Source organism: Polynucleobacter sp. Tro8-14-1, assembly GCF_018881655.1.
GTDB lineage: Bacteria > Pseudomonadota > Gammaproteobacteria > Burkholderiales > Burkholderiaceae > Polynucleobacter.
In genome coordinates this window covers 1-23466 of sequence record NZ_JACVPX010000008.1, presented here as the reverse complement: position 1 = coordinate 23466, position 23466 = coordinate 1, and the positions used below count along the sequence as shown (strand labels likewise).

At 46.4% G+C, this 23466-nt stretch carries 23 protein-coding genes and 1 tRNA gene; 21 read left to right on the top strand and 3 right to left on the bottom strand.

Annotated features, from left to right (window positions below):
• Nucleotides 1-49 precede the first annotated feature (49 nt).
• The 11 genes from thrS (at nucleotide 50) to ICN34_RS09475 (ending at nucleotide 8554) form a co-directional block, all read left to right on the top strand.
• A complete protein-coding gene (gene thrS, locus ICN34_RS09525) occupies nucleotides 50-1972 on the top strand; it encodes a threonine--tRNA ligase (protein ID WP_216122263.1) in 1923 nt (640 codons plus the stop codon).
• A gap of 42 nt (nucleotides 1973-2014) precedes the next feature.
• Nucleotides 2015-2539, top strand: a complete 525-nt coding sequence (gene infC, locus ICN34_RS09520; protein WP_174249837.1) for a translation initiation factor IF-3 — start codon at nucleotides 2015-2017, stop codon at nucleotides 2537-2539.
• Nucleotides 2540-2679: 140 nt separating this feature from the next.
• Complete coding sequence (rpmI, locus tag ICN34_RS09515) at nucleotides 2680-2877, top strand: 50S ribosomal protein L35 (protein ID WP_046330084.1); 198 nt, start codon at nucleotides 2680-2682, stop codon at nucleotides 2875-2877.
• Nucleotides 2878-2902: 25 nt separating this feature from the next.
• Nucleotides 2903-3268 carry a 50S ribosomal protein L20 gene (rplT, locus tag ICN34_RS09510; RefSeq protein ID WP_011902675.1) on the top strand — a complete coding sequence of 122 codons (366 nt, stop codon included), beginning with the start codon at nucleotides 2903-2905 and terminating at the stop codon, nucleotides 3266-3268.
• Between the two features lie 25 nt (nucleotides 3269-3293).
• On the top strand, nucleotides 3294-4340 hold the full coding sequence (gene pheS / locus ICN34_RS09505) for a phenylalanine--tRNA ligase subunit alpha (RefSeq protein WP_215321975.1): 1047 nt from the start codon (nucleotides 3294-3296) through the stop codon (nucleotides 4338-4340).
• 33 nt (nucleotides 4341-4373) lie between these two features.
• Entirely contained in the window at nucleotides 4374-6830 is a 2457-nt protein-coding gene (gene pheT, locus ICN34_RS09500) for a phenylalanine--tRNA ligase subunit beta (protein ID WP_216122261.1), read from the top strand.
• Nucleotides 6831-6883: 53 nt separating this feature from the next.
• Nucleotides 6884-7207 carry an integration host factor subunit alpha gene (locus ICN34_RS09495; protein ID WP_216122258.1) on the top strand — a complete coding sequence of 108 codons (324 nt, stop codon included), beginning with the start codon at nucleotides 6884-6886 and terminating at the stop codon, nucleotides 7205-7207.
• Complete coding sequence (locus ICN34_RS09490) at nucleotides 7185-7535, top strand: MerR family transcriptional regulator (RefSeq protein ID WP_072582284.1); 351 nt, start codon at nucleotides 7185-7187, stop codon at nucleotides 7533-7535. The genes ICN34_RS09495 and ICN34_RS09490 overlap by 23 nt, the downstream gene beginning before the upstream one ends.
• Before the next feature lie 24 nt (nucleotides 7536-7559).
• A tRNA-Pro gene (locus tag ICN34_RS09485) sits at nucleotides 7560-7636 on the top strand.
• A gap of 36 nt (nucleotides 7637-7672) precedes the next feature.
• Nucleotides 7673-8086, top strand: coding sequence for a PaaI family thioesterase (locus tag ICN34_RS09480; protein WP_215360061.1), 414 nt, complete (start codon nucleotides 7673-7675; stop codon nucleotides 8084-8086).
• Between the two features lie 183 nt (nucleotides 8087-8269).
• Nucleotides 8270-8554: an H-NS family nucleoid-associated regulatory protein gene (locus ICN34_RS09475; protein ID WP_072582286.1), complete on the top strand. Its 285-nt coding sequence runs from the start codon at nucleotides 8270-8272 to the stop codon at nucleotides 8552-8554.
• 83 nt (nucleotides 8555-8637) lie between these two features.
• On the opposite strand, the gene ICN34_RS09470 is transcribed toward ICN34_RS09475, so the two are convergent.
• Entirely contained in the window at nucleotides 8638-9336 is a 699-nt protein-coding gene (locus tag ICN34_RS09470; RefSeq protein ID WP_072582287.1) for an excisionase family DNA-binding protein, read from the bottom strand.
• Nucleotides 9337-9635: 299 nt separating this feature from the next.
• Here ICN34_RS09470 and ICN34_RS09465 point away from each other — a divergent pair, with 299 nt between their 5' ends.
• The 9 genes from ICN34_RS09465 (at nucleotide 9636) to bamC (ending at nucleotide 21074) form a co-directional block, all read left to right on the top strand.
• Nucleotides 9636-12491 (top strand): 2-oxoglutarate dehydrogenase E1 component, encoded by a 2856-nt coding sequence (locus ICN34_RS09465; RefSeq protein WP_216122257.1) that lies wholly within the window; start codon nucleotides 9636-9638, stop codon nucleotides 12489-12491.
• A gap of 48 nt (nucleotides 12492-12539) precedes the next feature.
• Nucleotides 12540-13736: a 2-oxoglutarate dehydrogenase complex dihydrolipoyllysine-residue succinyltransferase gene (gene odhB / locus ICN34_RS09460; RefSeq protein ID WP_216122255.1), complete on the top strand. Its 1197-nt coding sequence runs from the start codon at nucleotides 12540-12542 to the stop codon at nucleotides 13734-13736.
• 12 nt (nucleotides 13737-13748) lie between these two features.
• Nucleotides 13749-15185, top strand: a complete 1437-nt coding sequence (gene lpdA, locus ICN34_RS09455; RefSeq protein WP_216122253.1) for a dihydrolipoyl dehydrogenase — start codon at nucleotides 13749-13751, stop codon at nucleotides 15183-15185.
• On the top strand, nucleotides 15186-16289 hold the full coding sequence (gene zapE, locus ICN34_RS09450; RefSeq protein ID WP_216122252.1) for a cell division protein ZapE: 1104 nt from the start codon (nucleotides 15186-15188) through the stop codon (nucleotides 16287-16289). It begins immediately after the preceding gene.
• Nucleotides 16290-16298: 9 nt separating this feature from the next.
• Complete coding sequence (locus ICN34_RS09445; RefSeq protein WP_072582292.1) at nucleotides 16299-17150, top strand: 3',5'-nucleoside bisphosphate phosphatase; 852 nt, start codon at nucleotides 16299-16301, stop codon at nucleotides 17148-17150.
• A 53-nt stretch (nucleotides 17151-17203) separates the two neighbouring features.
• On the top strand, nucleotides 17204-18406 hold the full coding sequence (locus tag ICN34_RS09440) for a tryptophan--tRNA ligase (protein WP_072582293.1): 1203 nt from the start codon (nucleotides 17204-17206) through the stop codon (nucleotides 18404-18406).
• A gap of 9 nt (nucleotides 18407-18415) precedes the next feature.
• A complete protein-coding gene (locus tag ICN34_RS09435; RefSeq protein WP_216862567.1) occupies nucleotides 18416-18979 on the top strand; it encodes a bifunctional 2-polyprenyl-6-hydroxyphenol methylase/3-demethylubiquinol 3-O-methyltransferase UbiG in 564 nt (187 codons plus the stop codon).
• A 77-nt stretch (nucleotides 18980-19056) separates the two neighbouring features.
• Complete coding sequence (gene dapA / locus ICN34_RS09430; RefSeq protein WP_215363856.1) at nucleotides 19057-19929, top strand: 4-hydroxy-tetrahydrodipicolinate synthase; 873 nt, start codon at nucleotides 19057-19059, stop codon at nucleotides 19927-19929.
• On the top strand, nucleotides 19929-21074 hold the full coding sequence (bamC, locus tag ICN34_RS09425; protein ID WP_216122411.1) for an outer membrane protein assembly factor BamC: 1146 nt from the start codon (nucleotides 19929-19931) through the stop codon (nucleotides 21072-21074). The genes dapA and bamC overlap by 1 nt, the downstream gene beginning before the upstream one ends.
• Nucleotides 21075-21135: 61 nt before the next feature.
• Here bamC and ICN34_RS09420 read toward each other — a convergent pair whose 3' ends face one another.
• Together ICN34_RS09420 and ICN34_RS09415 are read right to left on the bottom strand one after the other, a co-directional pair.
• The gene (locus ICN34_RS09420) at nucleotides 21136-21306 is read right to left on the bottom strand and encodes a hypothetical protein (protein ID WP_216122249.1); all 171 of its coding nucleotides are present in this window, start codon (nucleotides 21304-21306) and stop codon (nucleotides 21136-21138) included.
• A gap of 110 nt (nucleotides 21307-21416) precedes the next feature.
• Nucleotides 21417-22649, bottom strand: coding sequence for a cupin domain-containing protein (locus tag ICN34_RS09415; protein WP_216122247.1), 1233 nt, complete (start codon nucleotides 22647-22649; stop codon nucleotides 21417-21419).
• A 54-nt stretch (nucleotides 22650-22703) separates the two neighbouring features.
• Here ICN34_RS09415 and ICN34_RS09410 point away from each other — a divergent pair, with 54 nt between their 5' ends.
• Nucleotides 22704-23303, top strand: coding sequence for a peptidylprolyl isomerase (locus ICN34_RS09410; RefSeq protein ID WP_216122245.1), 600 nt, complete (start codon nucleotides 22704-22706; stop codon nucleotides 23301-23303).
• Nucleotides 23304-23466: the final 163 nt, after the last annotated feature.

The window sequence follows — 23466 nt, the reverse complement described above, 5'->3', positions numbered from 1 at the left end:
TTTGGGAAAGATGTCAGTAATGAAGTTCAGTAAATAAGATGGGGTCATCATGCTTGTAGTTACTCTGCCCGATGGATCAAAACGTGAGTTTGAGGCACCAGTTCGCGTTGCTGATGTTGCTCAAAGCATCGGTAGTGGTCTTGCAAAAGCTGCTTTAGGTGGCATCGTAGATGGCAAGATGGTTGATACCAGTTTTGTGATTGATAAAGACAGTCAATTAGCCATCATCACTGATAAAAGTCCTGAGGCGCTTGAGATTGTGCGTCACTCCACAGCGCACTTATTGGCTTACGCTGTAAAAGAATTATTTCCAGAAGCACAAGTCACTATTGGTCCAGTAATCGAGAATGGTTTTTACTATGACTTCTCTTATCACCGCCCATTTACTCCAGATGACTTAGTCGCTTTAGAAAAGAAAATGACTGAGCTCGCTAAAAAAGATGAGCCAGTGACTCGTACCGTAATGCCGCGCGATGACGCTGTCGAGTTTTTTAAGAAGCAAGGCGAAAACTACAAAGCAGAATTGATTGCCAGCATTCCACAGGGTGAGGATGTTTCTTTATATGCCGAAGGTAAGTTCACTGACCTTTGTCGCGGCCCACACGTGCCATCTACCGGCAAGCTCAAGGTATTTAAGCTCATGAAGCTGGCGGGTGCTTACTGGCGTGGCGATAGCAAGAATGAGATGCTGCAGCGTATTTACGGCACCGCATGGTTACGTAAAGAAGATCAAGATGCTTACTTACATATGCTTGAAGAGTCTGAGAAGCGTGATCACCGCCGTCTCGGTAAGCAACTTGATTTATTTCATTTTCAAGAAGAAGCTCCCGGTTTAATTTTCTGGCATCCAAAAGGTTGGTCCATTTGGCAAGAGGTTGAGCAATACATGCGTCGCGTGTATCAACAAGAAGGCTATCAAGAAGTTAAGGCGCCACAGATTTTGGATCGCGGCCTTTGGGAAAAATCAGGCCACTGGGAAAACTATAAAGAAAATATGTTCACGACGGAGTCGGAGAATCGTGCTTATGCATTAAAGCCGATGAACTGTCCTGGTCACGTACAAATTTATAACTCTGGCTTGCATAGCTATCGTGAGTTGCCATTACGTTTTGGTGAGTTTGGTCAATGCCACCGTAATGAACCATCAGGTGCATTGCATGGTTTGATGCGTGTGCGCGGCTTTACTCAAGACGATGGTCATATTTTCTGTACTGAAGATCAAATTCAATCTGAAGTAGCGGCATTTGATAAAGCAGTTCGTGCCGTGTATCAGGATTTTGGCTTTACCGAAGTGGCAGTAAAGCTGGCCTTACGTCCTACTAAGCGTGTAGGTGATGATGCTATTTGGGATAAAGCAGAGGAGGCTCTGCGTGGTGCACTCAAGGCTTCGGGCCAGGAATGGGAAGAACTGCCAGGCGAGGGCGCTTTTTATGGCCCTAAGATTGAATATCACCTGAAGGACTCGATTGGTCGTACTTGGCAGTGCGGCACGATTCAGGTGGATTTCTCAATGCCGGCCCGTTTAGGTGCTGAATATGTTGCTGAAGACAATGCACGCAAGACCCCAGTCATGCTCCATAGGGCAATTGTGGGCTCTTTAGAGCGTTTTATCGGTATTTTGATCGAAAACCACGCTGGAAACATGCCTGTTTGGCTGGCTCCAACCCAGGCTGTAGTCCTTAATATCTCCGGAAATTCTGCTGCATATGCACAACAAGTGCAGCAATTGCTGAAAAAACAAGGGTTTAGAGTGGAATCCGATTTGCGGAACGAGAAAATTACGTATAAAATACGCGAGCACGCATTACAGAAGACTCCATTTTTGCTAGTTGTAGGTGATAAAGAGTCTGAAAGCAATACGGTGGCCGTTCGTGCCCGTGGCGGAGTGGATTTAGGTGTAATGCCTCTTGATGCCTTCGTTGCCCGACTCCAGCAGGATATATCCCAGAAAGTCGGACCCGAGCTTAGCTAGGGTTAGAACGGTTTTTATTGTTTTTTTAAAGGAATTAAGAAGATCGCTACTGAAAAATTGCAGCGCATTAACCGGGAAATTACTGCTCCTGAAGTGCGTTTGATTGGAATTGATGGAGAGCCCATCGGTGTAGTTAAGTTGAGTGAAGCCTTGGCTTTGGCGGAAGAGAAAGAGACCGATTTGGTTGAAATTGCTCCGACGGCTGTGCCACCTGTAGTCCGCATCATGGACTTCGGCAAATTCAAATACCAAGAAGCCAAGCGGATGCATGAAGCTAAGCTGAAGCAAAAAGTCATTCAGGTGAAGGAAGTGAAGTTCCGCCCTGGTACTGATGATGGTGACTACGGTGTGAAGCTACGCAATCTAATCCGCTTTTTGGAAGATGGCGATAAGACAAAGATTACGCTGCGGTTTCGGGGTCGTGAAATGGCCCACCAAGAAATCGGAGTCAGAATGTTGGAACGTTTGAAGTTGGATCTCGTTGAATACGGCCAAGTCGAACAGTTTCCAAAGATGGAAGGCCGCCAGATGGTGATGGTATTGGCCCCCATTCGTAAGGCTAAGTAATCAGGCTAAACCTGGTTCTTATGTAGGGAGGTATCTGAGGTGAATAACTGAGGATGCCGGTAGTTTGAAGTGCTTCTGGGTACAGGAAGAGTAACCGTCGGTTACCACCTATGTTGCACAAGTAATTGAAGGGGTGCTTTATGCCCAAGATGAAGAGCAAGAGTAGCGCTAAAAAGCGCTTCACGGTTCGCGCAGGCGGAACGATTAAACGAGGACAGGCTTTCAAACGCCACATCCTCACCAAGAAGACCACAAAGAATAAGCGTCACCTACGTGGTACTACCGAAGTTGCGAAAGCTGACGTTAAGTCAATTCGCTCCATGCTTCCATACGCTTAACCTCAGACTAGATTAGGAGAAATAAATGCCAAGAGTCAAACGTGGGGTTACAGCAAGAGCCCGTCATAAGAAAATTACCGATGCCGCTACAGGTTACCGTGGCCGTCGTAAGAACGTATTCCGTATTGCTAAGCAAGCGGTTATGCGTGCTGGTCAATATGCATATCGTGACCGTCGCAATAAGAAACGTGTATTCCGCGCATTGTGGATTGCTCGTATCAATGCGGCAGTACGTCAACATGACATGACCTATAGCGTATTCATGAATGGTATGAAGAAAGCTGCGATCGAACTCGACCGCAAAGTACTTTCTGATATGGCCATTGCTGACAAAGCGGCTTTTGCTGCTTTGGTTACTCGGATCAAATCCGTAGTAAACGCTGCAGCTTAATCTTAGTTTTCTAAACTAAGCTGCAATGGTTTCTCTCGACCACATTGTCGAGGATGCTAAACGTGATTTCCTCGGGGCTGCCGATGCGGCAGCTCTAGAGGACGCGAAAGCCAAGTATCTCGGTAAGTCAGGTGTTCTCACTGAGCGTTTAAAAGCGCTTGGTGGAATGTCGCCTGATGAACGTAAGAGTGCTGGTGCCCAAATTAATCAAATCAAAACCCAAGTAGAAGCTGCATTACAGGAGCGTCGCCAAGCTTTAGCTGATGCCGTCTTGTTGCAACGTCTTGCAGCGGAGTCTATCGATGTTTCCTTGCCTGGCCGTGGCCAAGCAGTAGGTAGCTTGCATCCCGTGATGCGCACCTGGGAACGTGTTGAGGAGATCTTCCGCTCCATTGGTTTTGATGTTGCAGATGGCCCTGAGATTGAAACCGATTGGTTTAATTTCACAGCCTTAAATAGTCCTGAGAATCATCCTGCACGTTCAATGCAGGATACCTTTTATATCGATGGCAAGGATTCTAACGAGAAGCCCTTGCTATTGCGTACGCATACCAGCCCCATTCAGGTTCGTTATGCGAGCGAGCATGTTAAGAAGTACGCTAATGCAGATGTAATGCCGCCAATCAAAGTGATTGCGCCAGGCAGAACCTATCGTGTTGATAGCGACGCAACCCATTCACCAATGTTCCATCAAGTTGAAGGCTTGTGGATTGCTGAGAGTGTTTCGTTTGCAGACCTCAAAGGCGTATATACAGATTTCTTAAGAACCTTCTTTGAAACAAACGAGCTTAAGGTTCGTTTCCGACCTTCATATTTCCCATTCACTGAGCCATCGGCTGAGATTGATATGGCCTTCGGTAGCGGCAAACTTGCCGGCCGTTGGTTAGAGATCTCTGGAGCAGGGCAGGTTCATCCAAACGTCTTACGTAATATGGGTATCGACCCAGAGCGCTATACCGGCTTCGCATTTGGATCTGGTCTAGAACGCTTAACAATGCTGCGTTACGGCGTAGATGACTTGCGCCTCTTCTTTGAAAACGATCTGCGTTTCTTAGCGCAGTTCCCTGCATAAAAATATTATTACTACTTAACCTTAGATCGCGCTATGCAATTTTCTGAATCTTGGCTTCGTCAGTATGTAAACCCATCGCTTGATAGTGATGCGCTTGGTCATGCAATGACAATGGCTGGTTTAGAAGTTGAAGAGCAACATTCAGTAGCGCCTGCATTTACTAAGATCGTGATTGCGCAGATATTGTCTGCTGAGCAACATCCTGATGCAGACCGTTTACGTGTTTGTAAAGTAGACGCCGGTACTGGCCAAGAGTTACAAATTGTTTGTGGTGCGCCTAATGCGCGTGCCGGGATCAAAATTCCGTGCGCTATGGTTGGCGCTGAATTGCCTCCTGCTGAAGCCGGCGGCAAGCCATTCATGATCAAAGTAGGTAAGCTACGCGGTGTTGAAAGCCAAGGCATGTTGTGCTCTGGCCGTGAGATTGGTCTCGGCGATGATCACGAAGGCATCTTAGAGTTGCCAGCCGATGCGCCAGTTGGAAAAGATATTCGTGAATATCTGGATCTTGATGATCAAATCTTTGTTATTAAGTTAACCCCGAATAAAGCAGATTGCCTCTCATTAATGGGTATGGCAAGAGAAGTCTCTGCAATCACTGGCGCTGTGCTCTGCGCGCCTAAATGGACTCCACCAGCGGTATCAATAGAAGACAAGCGCAAAGTTACTGTAGAAGATAAACAGCTCTGTGGACGTTTTGCTGGTCGTGTGATTCGTGGCGTTAATCCTCAGGCTAAAACACCCGAGTGGATTGTGCAGCGTTTATCCCGCGCAGGTCAAAGAAGTATTTCTGCATTAGTAGATCTCTCTAACTATGTGATGTTAGAAATGGGTCAGCCAACACACGTATTTGATATTGATAAGTTAACTGGCGATATCACTGTTCGTTGGGCTAAAGCAGGCGAAACTCTTGAATTATTAAATGGTCAGACCGTGACTTTGCAGGGCCCCGACTCTGCAGGCAAGATGCAGGAAGCTGGCGTGGTTGCTGATCAGAATGGTCCGGTAGCTCTTGCGGGAATTATGGGCGGCAATCATTGCGCCGTATCTGATGACACCAAGAATATCTATGTTGAGGCTGCTTATTGGGTGCCATCAGCTATTCAGGGGCGTGCGCGTCGCTTTAATTTCAGTACCGATGCAGCTCATCGCTTTGAGCGCGGTGTAGATCCACAAAATACGGTTAATTGTCTAGAGTATCTCAGCGCCTTAATTATTGAGGTCTGCGGTGGCCAAGCTGGTCCAGTGGATGATCAAGTTTTAAATGTGCCTGAACGTAATCCAGTCAAAATGCGTTTGGCTAGAGCAGAAAAAGTAATTGGTATTCCACTAACAAATGAGGTGGTTGCTGATGTATTTCAGCGCCTTGGTTTTCAGTTTAAGCAAGAGGGTGATACTTTTGTCGTCACACCCCCAAGCTATCGTTTCGATATTGAGATCGAAGAAGATTTAATTGAAGAAGTCGCACGTATGTACGGCTTTGAAAACATTCCCGATCAACCGCCAGTAGCCTCATTGAAGATGAGTGCTAAAGCAGAAGCAAAACGCGGTGTGCATTTATTGCGCCAGCGTTTGGCTCTCCAAGGTTATCAAGAGGCGGTAAATTTTGGTTTCACAGATCTCGAAAGTGAAAAGCGTTTAACTGGCGCCACTGAAAAGGACATCATTGAAGTGCTAAATCCTATTGCTAGTCAATACGGTGTGATGCGCAGCACGCTTTGGGGTGGTTTGTTAAATAACCTCAAGGCGAATTTGAACCGTGGAGCAGGGCGTGTACGCCTGTTTGAGACTGGCCGTGTATTTAAGCGTGACGCGAATGCTCAAGAAGAAGCTGGCAAAGTGGCCGGGTTTCATCAGCCCCAGAAAATTGGTGGCCTAGCTTATGGATCTTTTGTTCCAGAGCAATGGGCTAATGCAACCCGTGCGGTTGATTTCTTTGATGTGAAGGGTGACCTGGAACGTGTTTTAGATCCCCTGCATTTTGTCACTGAAGCTGCACAGCACCCAGCATTACATCCGGGCCGCAGTGCGAAGATATTCTTGACTACAGCCAAGAATCGCATTGAAGTAGGATTCATCGGAGAGCTTCATCCTGGTTTGCAACAAGCGTATGAGTTGCCACAAGCGCCGGTGTTATTTGAATTAGACTTAGACCCTATTCGTGAGCTTGGCTTGCCGGTGCCTGAAGAGTTGAGTAAATTCCCTGCAGTGCAACGTGATTTGGCCTTGGTTGTGAAGCAAAGCGTTTCTGCGCAGTCCCTGTTAGATGTTATGGCTGCGAGCAAGCAAAATTTTGTGCGCAATATTGAACTCTTTGATGAATTCAAGCCTAAGGCTGGATCAAGCAGCATGGCAGATGATGAGAAGAGCTTGGCTTTTCGAGTAACCCTCTTAAACCCTAATGAGACATTGCAGGATCCCCAAATTGATGCAGTAATGGCTACTTTATTGGGCGCAGTAGAGAAAAAGTGCGCGGCCCGTTTGCGCTAGGTTTAATATTAGGCATAAATCAAATAATTAATTAGTTACCAAAGAGACAAGCAATGACTGAATTGATTTCTAACGACACCGTTACCAAGAATGAGCTATCCGAAGCCCTTTTTGATCAAGTTGGACTAAATAAGCGCGAAGCAAAAGATATGATCGATGCCTTTTTTGATCGTGTTGGCAAATCCCTTGAAGCGGGCGTAGAAGTTAAGATTTCCGGTTTTGGTAATTTTCAGTTGCGCAATAAATCGGCTCGTCCTGGCCGAAATCCAAAGACAGGTCAAATGATTCCGATTGCAGCTAGACGCGTAGTTACATTTCACGCCAGTCAAAAGCTTAAAGATGTAGTGGAGTCACATGCTCGAGAAAACCGAGTTTGATGCAAGCTCAGCGCTGCTGAGCTCTCAACTTCCCCCGATACCAGCAAAGCGCTATTTCACCATTGGTGAAGTTGCTGATCTTTGTGGTGTGCGCTCACACGTACTGCGTTATTGGGAGCAGGAGTTTGCTCAACTCAGCCCACAAAAGCGCCGCGGTAACCGTCGCTACTACCAGCATCATGAAGTGGTCTTGATCAGAAAGATTCGCTCTCTCCTCTATGAAGAGGGCTTCACGATTAGCGGTGCTCGTAATCGCCTTGAAGAGGCTCGTGGCGATCTCCGTCTGCGTGAAGAATTGCAAGCGGTTCTGCAGATTCTCTCTAAATAGTTACTGCTACAATTTTGCTTTCGTCGGGGCGTAGCGCAGCCTGGTAGCGTACATGCATGGGGTGCATGTGGTCGGAGGTTCAAATCCTCTCGCCCCGACCATTCAAACTAATCCCACTATCTCAAAGTACCATCTCCATGACAAGCGATACAAAACCCGTTGAATACTTTGGCCTCAAAATTCCTTTTTTGGCGCATTTGGGCGTAGTTCCTGAGTATGCGAAAGAGGGTAAGTCCCGTATTAGTCTTGACCTTAAGCCTGAGTATGAGAACAGCTTTGGTATTGCCCATGGCGGCGTCATCATGACACTCCTGGATTTTGCAATGGGGGCAGCAGCTAGGAGCATTTCCGAGGTTCCCTTGGGGGCTATGACAATTGATATGTCTGTCAGCTTCCTGCGTCCCAGCACCGGCAAGATAGTAGTGGAGGGCACTATCCTCAAGCCAGGAAAGACAATTAACTACTGCGAAGCCGTGGTTTTGAATGAAGCGGGGGAGATAACCGCCAAATCCAGCGGTACATTTATGCTCAGAGAATCAAAAACAGTTTAGTTAAATATAATATTTATAAAGATTATGTCTTTTATTAACCTGAGCTGATATAGCCCTAATAAGTATAGTTAATTATTCCGAATAATATATATTGCCTGATTGATTAATGTATATATAATCATCATCTAATATGGCTTATATAAGCCCTATAAAACAACCTATTATTCGGAGAGTGAAAAGAATATGTCTTCTTATAAAGAGCTTTTAGCCCAACGCGAGCAGTTGGATAAACAGATTAAAGAAGCAATTGCCCTTGAAAAGGCTGATGGCATTGCCAAGGCCAAAGTCATTATTGAGCAATATGGCTTAACTGCATCCGATCTATTTAGCCGTAAAGCCGGCGTAAAGAGCGCTGGCGGTAAAGTGGCTCCTAAATACCGTAATCCTTCAACAGGCGAAACCTGGACTGGTAGAGGTAAGGCGCCAAAGTGGATTGAAGGCAGAGATCGTAGTAGCTATTTGATCTAAGTGCTTGTTTTTATTAATTTTTATCACTAAAGGCCGCTGATAGCGGCCTTTTCTTGTGCTCCTTTCTTAATCTGAATTGCCCTCTAAGCGCACTTCCTAGCCAAAGCTTCTACAAATAGGGGTTCTAGTAACTCATGCCGACTACCATGAGGCCAGTTTGCCTCAGCCTCTGGATTGGTTGCGGGGTAGCCAATAATGAGTGGATTGAGGTCAATTAAGCCGTTTTCAAGCTCCTGTTTGATGCTTTCGCTCAAAGGATGCTTACCGCCAGAGTTCTCGTCTGCCAGTGCAACCACACCAGGGTGCAGTTTGATAAAACCTTCATCTACTAGAATAGGTATACGCTGTGTGTCCTTGTTTTTGCTCAAATAATGGATTAAATGGACTTGCTCTACAGGTGGAATAAGAGCATCTAAAAAGATCAAATCGGGGGCAATGGAAACAGCCTTCATTAAACCCTCTAGGCTGTCTACTGCCATTTCCATGTCTACTTTTAGCTGCCAGTCAGCAATGGACTCTAATAATTCTTGGCCATTCTCAGACCTTCTAAATATCCCCATGGCTACGCAGTTTTGCGTGGTCTTTTGACGCATAGCCCTTTTTCTCCGTTGTAATTGCTGTTCTAAAGAGCTGGCCAATATTCGTCTATGGCCGCCACGAGTTTTCCAAGCAATGAGTTCGCCTAATTCCACCATTTTCTGAACGGTGCCTAGGGAAACCTGTAAAACCTTGGCGCTTTGGCGAGTACTGAGATATTCCGTTTCTGGGGTAATTAATTTCATATTTCCCTTAATTTCATTTAATTGTTTGAAGATTTAGAGAATAAAAATCAAATTCATTTGAATCTGTCGGTAAACCTTTAAAGCGGGGTAGGAAAGTTCTTATTAATTCTCATTTATAGGGAGATACCCCAAAATTCCTTGAAATCAGGGAAAGCCCTTTATGTATCAATGGTCATTCGTGTTAAATTACACCTGTAGCACCAGTATTCGCACAGATCAATTCGCTAAACGGTAGAGCCGTGTAACGAATGGTTTTAACCACAGTTTTTATTCGGGAAACCCGATGAAAGGTGAGCATCATGATGCAGGATCAAAGAGATAACTCCTATCTCTTCGGCGGAAACGCACCCTACGTAGAGGAACTCTACGAATCCTACTTGCACGATCCAGCTTCGGTAGCTGATCATTGGCGAGATTATTTTGATAACGTGAAACAGGTTCCTGCGGTTGACGGTTCATCTCGAACTGACATTGCCCATGCACCTATTGTTGCTTCATTTGCTGAGCGCGCTAAGCAAGGTCCAATCAGAACGATTTCTGATTCGGCTGACTCAGAGATGGGCCGCAAACGCGTTGCTGTTCAGCAGTTAATTGCCGCGTATCGTAACGTCGGCAATCGCTGGGCAAACTTAGATCCATTAAAGCGGACAGAGCGCCAGGATATTCCTGAGTTAGATCCCGCTTTCTATGGCTTTACTGATGGCGATATGGATATCGTCTTCAATACAAGTAATACATTCTTCGGTAGAAACGAAATGTCCTTGCGCGATTTGCTCCAAGCATTGCGCGAGACATATTGCGGCACGATCGGTGTCGAGTTTATGTTTATTGCCGACCAGAAGATTAAGAAGTGGTGGCAAGAAAAATTAGAGTCTATTCGCTCAACCCCACAATTTAATGTGGATGAGAAGCGTCAAATCTTGGATCGCGTAACTGCTGCTGAAGGCTTAGAGCGTTACCTCCAAGCTAAATATGTTGGTCAAAAGCGCTTCTCCCTTGAGGGTGGCGAAAGCTTTATTGCCTGTATGGATGAGTTGGTCCGTGACTCAGGTAATAAAGGTATTCAGGAAATCGTGATTGGTATGGCTCACCGTGGTCGTCTCAATGTATTGGTCAACACTTTGGGCAAAATGCCTAAGGACTTGTTTGCTGAGTTTGAGCACAAGGGACCGGAAACATTGCCTGCGGGTGACGTTAAATATCACCAAGGTTTCTCAAGCGATATTTCTACTCCTGGCGGTCCGGTTCACTTGTCATTGGCATTTAACCCATCCCATTTAGAGATCGTTAACCCAGTAGTTGAGGGTTCTGCACGTGCTCGTATGGAGCGTCGCGGCGATATGTTGGGTATGCAAGTGATGCCAGTGTTGGTTCACGGTGATGCTGCGATTGCAGGTCAGGGCGTGATGCAAGAAACATTAGCAATGTCAGAAGTTCGCGGTTATTCCACGGGCGGCACAATGCACATTGTGATTAATAACCAAATTGGTTTCACGACCTCAGATCCACGTGACTTGCGTTCAAGCTTGTATTGCACGGACATCATGAAGATTGTGGATGCTCCGGTATTGCACGTGAATGGCGACGATCCTGAAGCTGTAGTGTTGGCGACTAAGTTAGCTGTTGAGTTCCGCATGAAGTTCCATAAGGACGTTGCGGTTGACATCATCTGCTTCCGTAAATTAGGTCACAACGAGCAAGATACGCCTGCAATGACACAGCCCTTGATGTACAAAATCATTGCCGCACATCCTGGCACACGCAAGCTGTATGCTGATAAATTAGAAACTCAAGGCGCATTGCCTGCCGGTACTGGTGACCTCATGGTCAAAGAGTACCGCGCCGCAATGGACGAAGGTAAGCAAACCTCCGATCCAGTGTTAAGCAACTTCAAAGGCAAGTTTGCAGTTGATTGGTCTCCGTTCTTGAATAAGAAGTGGACCGATGAAGCCGATACAGCGATTCCATTAACAGAGTGGAAGCGCTTGGCTGAGAAGATTTCTACTATTCCCGAAGGTTTCAAGGCTCATCCATTGGTTGCTAAGGTCTATAACGACCGTGCTGCCATGGGTCGTGGTGAGGTGAATGTGGATTGGGGTATGGGCGAGCATATGGCTTTCGCATCCCTAGTTGCTAGCGGCTACCCAGTGCGTTTATCTGGCGAAGATAGCGGACGTGGAACCTTTACCCACCGTCATGCGGTGTTGCATGAGCAAAACCGTGAGAAATGGGATACCGGTACTTATGTCGCTCTTCAGCATGTCACTAAAGATCAAGCACCGTTTGTGGTAATTGACTCGATTCTTTCTGAAGAGGCTGTGCTGGGTTTTGAATACGGCTATGCCGCTGCAGAACCAAACACCTTAACGATTTGGGAGGCCCAGTTCGGCGACTTCGCTAACGGCGCTCAAGTGGTGATTGACCAGTTCATCGCCTCTGGTGAGGTGAAGTGGGGTCGTGCGAACGGTTTGGTCATGATGTTGCCGCATGGTTACGAAGGTCAAGGTCCAGAGCATTCTTCTGCACGTCTTGAACGTTTTATGCAGTTATGTGCAGATACTAATATGCAAGTGATTCAGCCGACTACTGCGGCGCAGATCTTCCACGTGTTGCGTCGTCAAATGATTCGTCAGTTCCGCAAGCCGCTGATCTTGATGACTCCTAAATCATTGTTGCGTAACAAAGAAGCCGCATCCCCTTTATCTGAATTTACTAAAGGCGGCTTCCAGACCATCATTGGTGAACGTGATGATTCTATTGATGCGAAGCAGGTTACTCGATTAGTCATGTGTTCTGGCAAGGTCTATTACGACTTGGTTAAGCAGCGCGCTGAGAAGAAGATTGCTGATGTAGCGATCATTCGCTTAGAGCAGTTATATCCATTCCCGCACAAAGCATTGACTGCTGAGTTGAAGAAGTATCCAAAGCTGGAAGAGGTTGTATGGTGTCAGGACGAGCCACAAAATCAAGGCGCTTGGTTCTTTGTCCAGCACAACATCTTGGAAAATATGTCTGATGGTATGAAGTTGGGATATGCAGGCCGTCCTGCATCAGCATCACCAGCTTGTGGTTATGCCCATCTCCACCAAGAACAGCAGAAGTCTCTACTGAATGCGGCATTTGCCAAACTCAAAGGTTACGTGATCACGAAATAATCGTCTTCATAATTCAATATACACACATACATATAAACAGGATTAATCATGGCTATTTTCGAAGTTAAAGTTCCACAACTCTCAGAGTCAGTTGCTGAAGCAACTTTGTTGCAATGGAAAAAGAAGGTTGGTGACGCTGTTGGTCAAGACGAGATCTTGATCGAAATCGAAACAGACAAAGTTGTTCTCGAAGTTCCAGCGCCTTCCGCTGGTGTTTTGACAGAAATCGTTGTTGCTGACGGTGGTACCGTTATTGCTGAGCAATTGATTGCAAAGATTGATAGCACTGCTGTTGCCGCTGCCGCGCCCGCACCAGCTGCTGCTCCTGCAGCAGCCCCAGCAAAAGCAGCCGCCGCTCCTGCCGCTAAAGCTGGCGCAGCAGCAGCTCCTTCAGCCGCGAAAATTCTTGCAGAGAAGGGTGTCGACGCTGGTCAAGTTGCTGGTTCAGGACGTGATGGCCGTATTACCAAGGGTGATGCATTGAATGCTTCTGCAGTCGGTACTAAATCTGCTGCATTGCCAAGCGCGCCAGTTCCAATGGGTGATCGCCCAGAAGAGCGTGTACCAATGAGCCGTTTGCGTGCTCGTATTGCTGAGCGTTTACTTGAGTCCCAAGCTAACAACGCCATCTTGACTACATTCAATGAAGTCAACATGGCTCCAGTAATCGCTATGCGTAATAAGTACAAAGATCAATTTGAAAAAGTCCATGGCGTGAAGTTGGGCTTCATGTCTTTCTTCGTTAAAGCAGCTACACATGCTTTGAAGAAATTCCCACTCTTGAATGCTTCGGTTGATGGCAATGACATCGTTTACCACGGTTACTTTGATATCGGTATTGCAGTAAGCTCACCACGTGGCTTGGTGGTTCCGATTTTGCGTGACGTTGACCAAATGAATTTGGCTGACATTGAGAAGAAAATTGCTGAATTCGGTGCCAAGGCTCGCGATGGCAAATTGTCGATTGAAGAGTTGACTGGCGGTACTTTCTCCATTTCTAACGGCGGCGTATTCGGATCGATGTTGTCTACTCCGATTATCAACCCACCGCAATCCGCTATTTTGGGTATTCATGCAACTAAAGATCGTGCTGTTGTTGAAAACGGCCAAGTAGTTGTTCGTCCAATCAACTATCTTGCTTTGTCATACGACCACCGCATTATTGACGGTCGTGAGGCTGTGCTTGGTTTAGTTGCCATGAAGGATGCTTTAGAAGATCCTTCACGTCTTCTCCTTGATTTGTAAGAAGGGAAGATCATGAGCCAAGCTTTTGACGTAGTAGTAATTGGTGCTGGCCCTGGTGGCTACATCGCCGCAATTCGTGCAGCGCAACTGGGTTTTAAGGTTGCCTGTGCTGAATCGAGTTCCTATGATGATCCAAAAGGTGAGACACGTTTGGGCGGTACCTGCTTAAACGTGGGTTGTATTCCGTCTAAGGCATTATTGGCATCTTCCGAAGAATTCGAAAAGATCAGCCATCATGCTGCAGATCATGGCATTAAAGTGGGTGCTGTAAGCATCGACTCTAAAAAGATGATCGCTCGTAAGGATGACATCGTTACGAAAATGACTGGTGGCATTCAGTACCTGTTCCGGAAAAACAAAATCACTTTGTTAAAAGGCCATGCTTCATTCGAAGGTAAGAATGCCGATGGTTATCAAGTAAAGATTGACGGCAAAGACAAAGAAACGGTTACTGCAAAGAATGTAATCATTGCTACCGGCTCTAAAGCGCGTCACCTCCCTAGTATCGCTGTAGATAACGTCTTGATTTGCGATAACGAAGGTGCGCTCAAGTTTGACTCCGCCCCTAAGAAATTAGGCGTTATTGGTGCAGGTGTGATCGGCTTAGAGTTGGGCTCCGTATGGCGCCGTCTCGGTGCTGAAGTGACTGTGCTCGAAGCTATGCCTTCATTCTTAGGCGCTTGTGATATCGGTATTGCTAAAGAAGCTCAAAAGCTTTTTGCTAAGCAAGGCTTAGATATTCATACTGGCGTGAAGATTGGTGATGTTAAAGCCGACAAGAAGGGTGTAGTGGTTAATTACACCGATAGCGCTGGTAAGGCTGCTAAGTTGGAATGTGAGCGCTTAATTGTTTCCGTTGGTCGTGTACCTAACACCGACAAATTGGGATTAGACAAGATTGGCCTTAAAGTGGATGAGCGCGGCTTCGTTCCAATTGATGATCACACTTGTGCTACTGCTGCGCCTGGCGTCTATGCTGTTGGTGACGTAGTACGCGGCCCTATGTTGGCACACAAAGCAGAGGACGAAGGCGTCTTGGTTGCCGAAGTGATTGCCGGTCAAAAGCCTCATATCGATTACAACTGCATTCCTTGGGTTATCTATACCGATCCTGAAATTGCCTGGGTTGGTAAGACTGAACAAGCGCTTAAAGAGGCTGGTATTGCTTATAAGGCAGGTCAGTTCCCATTTGCTGCTAACGGCCGTGCACTGGGTATGGGCCGTGCTGATGGTTTTATCAAAGTGTTAGCGGATGCTAAGACTGATGAGATTCTTGGCGTACATATTATTGGTGCCAATGCTTCCGACTTAATTGCTGAAGCAGCGGTTGCAATGGAATTCAAAGCAGCAGCAGAAGATATTGCTCGTATCTGTCATGCACATCCAAGTTTGTCTGAAGTGATGCGCGAAGCAGCATTGGCGACAGACTCACGTGCATTAAATATGTAATTGAAAACCATTGAGTTTTACCAACAAGAGTTAAAGGCGCGCGGGTATCAAAGTGATCCCGCGCAGCTTCGTGCCGTAGAGCGTCTTCAGGAATGTGAAGATCAATGGATTGCTTATAAAGAAATCCGCAGCAATACTTTCAAGAAAAAAATATTTAAACCAACGCTTCCCCGCGGTATTTACCTATGGGGTGGGGTAGGTCGCGGTAAATCCTTCTTGATGGACTGCTTTTATGCGGCCTCACCATTAGAAAAGAAAATTCGCATTCATTTTCATGAGTTCATGCGTGAAGTCCATCGTGAATTACATGAGCTATCGGGTTTGTCGGATCCGCTGGATGAGCTAGCAAAACGCATTTCAAATCGTTATCGCCTCATTTGTTTTGATGAGTTTCACATCAACGACATCGCTGATGCGATGATTCTCTATCGATTGCTTAGTGCACTTTTTGCGGACCGTGTGCAGTTTGTGATGACATCGAACTATCGTCCAGATCAGCTCTATCCGAATGGCTTACATCGAGATCGATTGATTCCTGCAATTAAGTTGTTGGAAGAAAAGCTTGATGTTTTGAATGTAGATGCAGGCAATGATTACCGCCGGGTTCAAATGGCGCAAGTCGAGGCCTATCTCACTCCGGCCAATGCGGAGACGCAAGCAACGCTCGGTCAAATGTTTCAAACCTTAATTGGCAATCAAAAAGAAGCGCGTAATCCAGTTCTCAATATTGAGAACCGTGAGTTACGACCGCTTCACATGGCTGACGGTGTAGTTTGGTTCGACTTCAAAACTTTGTGTTGCGGTCCACGCTCACAAAATGATTACTTAGAGATTGCGAACCAGTTTCATACGGTGATTTTGTCTGGGGTGCCCTATATGCCCCCAAGAATGACAAATGAAGCTCGCCGCTTTATTTGGCTAATCGACGTCTTGTATGACCACAAGATTAAGTTAATCATGTCTGCTGAGGTCCCAGCCCCAGATTTGTACACTGAGGGCCAAATTACGGCTGAATTCTCTCGAACCGTTTCCCGTTTGATTGAGATGCAGTCTCGTGACTACCTAGATGCACCGCGCCGGGTAATTGACACCAGCTTGACCTAAAATAGGGTTATGAGCAGCTTTTCACCCCTAAACGCCGACTTGCATTGCCATTCAGTGATTTCTGATGGCACTTTGACGCCCGAACAATTAGCGGAGCGTGCTAAAGCCAATGGAGTGCATTTGTGGGCCCTGACCGATCATGATGAGTTGGGCGGTCAGAAACGTGCTCGAGAAGCAGCAAGCGCATTAAACATCGATTACCTTGCTGGTGTAGAAATTTCTGTCACTTGGATGGGTGAGACGATTCATATTGTTGGCCTTGGAATTGATGCTGAGCATGCTGGCATCATCGAAGGACTTCGTTGCACTCGTGATGGCCGAGGTAATCGCGCCAAACTGATGGCAGAACAGTTACTCAAAGCAGGTATACCTGGCGCTTATGAGGGCGCACTTCATTTTGCAGGCAATCATGATTTGATTTCAAGAACACACTTTGCGCGTTTCTTAGTAGAGCAGGGCGTATGTCGCAATACCGAGCACGTATTTAAAAATTATTTAATTGAAGGTAAACCAGGATATGTACCTCATCAGTGGGCTACCCTAGATGACGCTGTTAGCTGGATTAAATCAGCAGGTGGTGTAGCGGTGATTGCCCATCCTGGCCGCTACAGTAGACTCAATGCCATGCAAATGGACGAGCTCTATAAACACTTCAAGGATATTGGTGGCCTAGCAATTGAGGTGATTACGGGTAGCCATAGCCCTGACCAATACAAAACCTTTGCAAAGATTGCGCAGCAATATGGCTTTTTAGCCTCTCGTGGCTCCGATTTTCATGACCCAAGCGAGAGTCATATAGATTTAGGCAATTTGCCGCACTTACCGGATCACCTCACGCCAGTATGGTCTGCATTTCATTAAACGATTAATTCATTAACTCCATCATTACTTAACCACTTAGAAAAAGAATACAGATGTTTGCTGAACGCGTTCTCTCTGGCATGCGACCAACCGGTAGCTTGCACTTGGGTCACTACCATGGTGTATTAAAGAACTGGGTGCGCTTGCAGTCCGAGTATCCATGCTTCTTTTTTGTGGCAGATTGGCATGCATTAACTACGCACTACGAGACTCCGGATGTCATTGAGCAGTCAGTATGGGAGATGGTGATTGATTGGTTGGCAACGGGCGTTGATCCAAATCAGGCGACCTTGTTCATTCAAAGTAAAGTACCTGAGCACGCCGAACTTTTTCTATTACTCTCCATGGGAACCCCGCTGGGCTGGCTTGAGCGGGTACCCACCTATAAAGATCAAATTGAGAAACTCAAGGAAAAGGATCTCCAAACTTATGGTTTCTTGGGTTATCCATTGCTACAGGCGGCCGATATATTGATGTATCGCGCACAGTTGGTTCCGGTTGGTGAAGATCAGGTGCCACACGTAGAGATGACTCGTGAAGTAGCGCGCCGCTTTAATTATTTATACGGACGCGAGCCCGGCTTTGAAGAAAAAGCCTTAGAGGCAGTTAAAAAATTAGGCAGCAAACGCGCCAAGATGTATGCGGAATTACGAGTGGCATTTCAAGAGCGTGGTGATGATGAGGCGTTGGAGCAAGCTAAAGCATTGCTGCAAGAAGCGCAGAGTTTATCGATGGCTGATCGCGAAAGACTCTTTGGCTTTTTAGAAGGTGCCCGCAAAATTATTCTGCCTGAGCCACAAGCACTTCTCACAACGGCATCACGTATGCCTGGTATCGATGGTCAGAAGATGTCTAAGTCTTACGGCAATACCATCAGCATTCGTGAAAATCCCGAAGATGTTATTAAGAAGATTCGTACGATGCCAACTGATCCAGCCCGCGTCCGAAGAACCGACGCCGGAGATCCAGCACGTTGCCCGGTATGGCAACTGCATACTGTTTACTCCAATGAGGAAACAAAACAATGGGTTGATAAGGGTTGTAAATCCGCTGGTATTGGGTGCCTCGAGTGCAAGCAACCGGTAATTGATTCAATTTTGGCTGAGCAACAACCGATGTTTGAACGTGCGCAGAAGTATTTGGATGATCCTAGTTTGCTGCGTTCCATCATTGCCGATGGTTGCGACAAAGCACGCAAGGTTGCCCAGGAAACCATGCGCGAGGTTCGCGAAGCAATGGGCCTTGCTTACGATTGAGTCTTGATCTTGCCTAACCCGCATGATGCCATTTTGAATGCCTCTCCTTGGGTAAGGAGATTTGCGCCCCTCATTCAAGTGGATGGAGTGGTGCTAGATTTAGCTTGCGGATCAGGTCGACATTCTGAGTTATTGGCAAGCATGGGTCATGATGTCTTGGCGGTTGATCAAGATGTCACAGCAATAGGTTCTGTTGGTAACCCTTTAATCACCCCAAAGCATCTCAATCTTGAACAGGCTGATTGGCCTCTGATAGGTTCAGAGTTCAGTGCGATCGTAGTGACAAACTACCTCTATCGACCGCACTTAGACCAATTACCCAAAATGCTGCAAAAGGGTGGTGTTTTGATCTACGAAACCTTCGCCCTGGGAAATGGGGAATTTGGTAAGCCATCCAACCCCAATTTCCTGCTAAATCCAGGGGAATTGCTCGCTTTTGCCTCTCGTCATGGTCTTAAGGTAGTGGCTTATGAGGATATTTACGTAGATCAACCCAAACCAGCCATGGTTCAGCGCCTATGCGCAGTAAAAGGTGAGCTAAAACAGCGCATTCCGTTACAATTTCAGGGTTAAGACAGCTAAAAATCGGTGCATATTCGGTGACAAATACAGCTCATTCCAAAGGTAGCAAAAAGCCCATCGCTGGCAGTATGCCGGCTATCGTGACTCCCATGTTCGAAGATGGCAGCTTGGATTATGCTAGCTTGCGTTCCTTGTTGGATTGGCATGTGTCTGAAGGCACTGACGGCATTGTGATTGTTGGCACTAGCGGTGAGTCTCCAACAGTTTCTGTTGAAGAGCACTGTGAGCTCATTCGTGTGACAGTGGAGCAGATTGCTGGACGCATTCCAGTGATTGCTGGTACCGGCGGTAACTCTACGATTGAAGCGATTGAATTAACTAAATTTGCTAAGCAGGTTGGCGCAGATGCCAGCTTGCAGGTGGTACCGTATTACAACAAGCCAACGCAAGATGGCATGTTTGCTCACTTTAAAAAGATTGCAGAGTCGGTGGATTTGCCAGTGATTTTGTATAACGTCCCCGGCAGAACGGTTGCTGATTTGGCTGGCGACACGGTGGTCCGTTTAGCGGGTGTGCCAGGCATTATTGGTATTAAAGAAGCAACAGGTAGCCTAGAGCGTGGCACCTTATTGATTAATGATCTCAAGCGTGCTGGCCATCAAGACTTCTCTGTATTTTCGGGCGACGATCTGACTGCGGCCATGTTGATGTTGATGGGTGGCAAGGGCAATATTTCTGTCACGGCTAATATTGCTCCGCGTTTGATGCATGAGCTCTGCGTAGCCGCCATGTCAGATGATGTGAAAAGAACCCGTGAAATTCAATATCAACTGATTGCAGTCCATAAAGCTATGTTCACAGAGGCTAACCCAATCCCCGTGAAGTGGGCATTGCATGAGATGGGCAAGATTACTGCTGGCATTCGTTTGCCATTAACACCTTTAAGCAATTCCTTGCGCGAGCCTTTGAAGGCAGCGTTAAAACAGGCCAACCTATTATGATGAATTTGCTCAAACTATCCCGTCGATATTTATCGATTCTCTCTTTAATTGTTATTGCTTCTACTGCATTGACTGCTTGTAAGTCAGTTACGAGTAGCGATACCGTTGACTACAAGAGTGCAGGTGCAGTGCGCGGTCCCAATTTGTCATACCCGCCAGACTTAATCACGGCGCAGGCGGATCGCCGCTACATCGTTCAGGACGGTACAGCGACGATGTCTGAATACAATTCTGCCGTTAAGAAATCGACGCAGATGCGTAGCAACGTCATGACGGGTATTCCTGGCATGCGAATAGCGCGTGATGGTGAACGTCGTTGGTTGGTAGTGGAAAAACCAGCTCCTGAGCTCTACCCACAAGTAAAAGATTTCTGGCAAGAGAATGGCTTCTTGTTGGTAATCGATTCGCCATCAACCGGCATTATGGAAACCGACTGGGCAGAAAATCGCGCAAAGATTGCACAAGATTGGATTCGCTCAACTATTGGCGGTGCAATCGACTCTATTTATGACACTGGTGAACGCGATAAATACAAAACTCGTCTTGAGGTATCTAAGCCAGGCGAGACAGAAATTTATATTACTCAGCGCGGCGCGATTGAGAAATGTACAACCGACGCTACAGGCGCTTGTTTATCTACTATTTGGACTCCTCGCCCTAACGACCCAGAATTGGAAGCTGTATTTTTGGCTCGTTTGATGGAGCGCTTAGGCATGACGCAAGAGCAGGCTAAAGCAATGGTTGCAGTGCCTCTTGGTCCTAAAACGCCTAAAGCGAAGTTTGTTCAAGAGGGTACTAACCAAGCCTATATCGAGCTCAGCGCTGGCTTTGATCGCTCTTGGCGTGATGTAGGATTGGCTCTGGATCGCTCTAACTTCACGGTTGAGGATCGAAATCGTTCAACTGGTGTTTACTATGTTCGATACGTGAATCCTAAAGATTTGGGCGATACCAAAGGCTTCTTCTCCAATCTCTTTAGCAGTAAAGATGAATCTGGTATGAAGGCCAAAAAATATCAGGTGCTTGTGAAGAATACTGGTGAGAATTCTGCAAATGTTTATGTACAGAACGCGGATGGCAAACCAGAAAATACGCCTGCTGGTTATCAATTGCTGACTTTGTTAACAGAGCAACTAACAAAGTAGTGGTTTTTGAAGGCAAATAAAAAAGCCGCTTTTCAGCGGCTTTTTTTCTTCATGAAGAAGATTACTTCTTAGCGTCGGCAGCAGGAGCAGCTGGAGCTGGAGCAGCAGCAGGAGCTTCAGCAGCAGGTGCAGCTGGAGTAGCAGCAGCTTCAGCAGGTTTTGCTTCTTCTTTTTTACCGCAAGCGGCCAAGGCCATTGCTAACATAGCAGCGAATACGAGTGACTTCTTCATTTGTAAATTCCTTTAAAAAAATTAATAACAATTACCGGTAATTGTTCTTTGGATATACCGAGGGAATGCCCCTAAGTAGTTTCCAATAAATATTATATCCATCTCCGTATTCAGTGTTCAAAAACCAACCATCCGGCTAAATAAGCCTCATAAAGGCTGGATTGATCAGGCTGTTTGAGCCTGCCCACCCTGAGTTCTTTATGTGCCGAGAGGGTCTGCCAGGCCGAAAGAATAGCTGGAGCTTGTCCCTGGGTCATGGATTCTCCGTTGCAATACACCTGTTTTCCAAGGCTTAAAATACGGGTTTGTGGATGGGGGAGAAGTCTGCTAGCCCCAAGTTTTCTAAGGAATGCATTCGGTTTTAGGGGTGTATCGGGGGCGTCAAAAAGGGCTTGTTGTTTGGGTTCTGATAGATAGGCAGTAATCCCGGGTAGAAATCCATCAATTTTGTCTAGTTTCAGCTCTTTGAGTTTTGAGTCTAGCTGTTTGATGAGCTCTTCCGGCAATTGCTCTGCACTATGGGTTGCACCTTGTTTAGGATCTGCAAACTTGCTCTCTAGGGCGGGAATATTCTCCAAAGATTCTGCTAGGCGCCACAAACCTTCTTGCAGTAATTCTTTAAAGCTGGGGGAGCGAAATCCAACAGACCATGTTTGGCAACCCGCATCTAGCGCAATACCATCATGAGCAACATGTGGCGGTAGATACAACATATCGCCAGGCTCTAGCGTCCACTCCCGCTCAGGCTTAAAGTTACGCAGAATTTTTAGCGGTAGATTAGGGTTGAGGCTCAGATCTTTTTGTTCTGAAATTTTCCACTGCCTTCTACCAGACATTTGAATCAGGAAGACGTCGTAAGAATCAAAGTGGGGGCCAACACCGCCTCCAATACCAGCAATGCTAATCATTAAGTCATCTAAGCGCGTATCAGGAATAAAGCGGAACCAGGACAGAATGTTTGCAGCTGCTGGATGATGTGCCTCCATTCCTTGAAGCAATAAAGTCCAGTCGGGCTTGTTGATCGATGGAATTGCCCTTTTAGAAAACGGTCCGCTATCAAAGCTCCATGGATTGGCTTTAACCAAGCGTGCCTCTACCTCATCTTGTAGAGCAAATTTGAGTAACTCTTTGGTGGGAATAGGGCTATCCAAGGACCCACCTTTGTTGGCCGAAAGGGCAAATGCCGGAATCGCCCTGCGTATGAGAAGGGGCTTTTTATGCCAATACCGCGCCATGAACTGGTCTGGGCTAATACCCCCAAATAAGGCCCAGGGCTCGCCTAAAGGGAGCTTTGAGGGAGCCCGAGGTGGCTCATAGGGTTTGCTCAAGTAAAATGAGGTCATAAAGTAAAAAGCTGTTTAGAAACTGATTAAAAACGAATGTTCGACAAATTCCACATGAAGATTGAAAAAAATACCATCGTATCCCTTCGCTATAAGTTAACCGATGCGCAAAATAATGTCATCGAGGAGCCCGATGCTCCGATGGTATACCTGCACGGTGGTTATGAAGGTACTTTTCCTAAAATCGAGACTCTGCTTGATGGCCAAGATATTGGTTATGAGGCAACGATTCAGCTAGAGCCTAGTGAAGCCTTTGGTGAATATGATCCTGAGTTGTTAAAGATCGAGCCACGTACCCGTTTCCCGGAGCCTTTAGAAGTGGGGATGCAGTTTGAAGGCGTGCCTGATGCGGATGAAGATGCGACTGTGCATGATTCTGAAGATGATGAACCTTTAATCTATACCGTTACGGATGTTGCAGACAGTCAAGTGGTGTTAGATGGTAATCATCCGTTAGCAGGCATGGCGTTACGTTTTTGGGTTCAAGTGGAAGATGTTCGCGCAGCTACTGATGATGAAATTGAAAATCGTCATCCAGAAGGTGGCGAAAGTTTTTCTTTTGGGATGCCTAATGATGAGGGCGATGATGAAGATGAAGAATTTCCAGGTGGCGCATTAGGTGGTGATAGCGCTGGCCCACGTACTCTGCATTAATTCAAAACCAAACTCGAATAAAAAAGGAATAGCATGTGAACTGACCCACAAAAGTTGGACATCAAATCCAACTCAAAAGGGTCAGTCTCATGTCCAAATACAGCAAAGACTTTAAGCTAGAAGTCATTCATCACTATCTGTCAGGTAAAGAAGGATTTACCGC